The sequence below is a fragment of the Oleiphilus sp. HI0117 genome, assembly GCF_001635235.1.
Window position 1 is genome coordinate 1 of the sequence record NZ_LWGA01001081.1, and the last position, 852, is coordinate 852.

General features: G+C 44.2%; 2 protein-coding genes. Both read left to right on the top strand.

Features of this window, described 5'->3' with window-relative positions; translation table 11 throughout:
- On the top strand, window positions 1-222 hold a 222-nt coding region (locus A3757_RS27700), incomplete at its 5' end, for a hypothetical protein (protein WP_231878326.1).
- A 10-nt stretch (window positions 223-232) separates the two neighbouring features.
- On the top strand, window positions 233-852 hold a 620-nt coding region (locus A3757_RS19445), incomplete at its 3' end, for a GTPase (protein ID WP_156506428.1).

Below are 852 nucleotides of genomic sequence, written 5' to 3' on the forward strand. Positions count from 1 at the left end.
CTATCAGTGCTGGATGGAAAAGTACTTGCACGGAAATACCCTGACAGTGATGGTGTCATGGGTGAGATGATTGTAAAGGGCGACCGGCTATATGTTTATGCACGTTCTGGTGACATAGTATCGTATCAGTTGAATCCGAAGGTAAAGGACCTTAGACCCTTGGGTTCGAGGTTTAGAAATAGAAGACTTTTCGAAGAGTCGTCTAACGAATATAGAGATTAAAGGTAGATAGATGGTTCCTGTAATAGCGCTAGTAGGTCGTCCTAATGTAGGTAAATCTACCTTATTCAATCGTTTGACCAAAACAAAAGATGCAATTGTCGCAGACTACGCAGGCTTAACTCGGGATCGTAAGTACGGCTCTGGAGTGGCGTTGGATAAGAAGTTCATTACTATCGATACCGGTGGTATAAGTGGTGATGAAGTCGGGATCGATGCTGTCATGGCTGAGCAGTCCTTGTTGGCAATAGAAGAGGCTGATCTAATCTTCTTTGTTGTGGATGGCCGGGATGGATTGACCCCTATTGATGAAGAGATAGCTCGTCATATCCGACAAACGGGAAAGCCTTATACCCTGGTTGTTAATAAAATTGATGGCCTTAATGCTGATACTGTTGCCAATGATTTCTACTCGCTGGGTATGGAGAAGCTGCGCTTAACCGCAGCCTCTCATAACCGCGGTGTTAAATCGCTGATCGAAGATGCAATGGAGGACTTCCCGGAACAAATCGAGGAAGATGATGAAGCAAATGGTTGTAAAATTGGTATTATCGGACGACCAAATGTTGGTAAGTCTACCTTGGTTAATCGACTGCTTGGTGAAGACCGTGTTGTTGTTTATGATCAACCTGG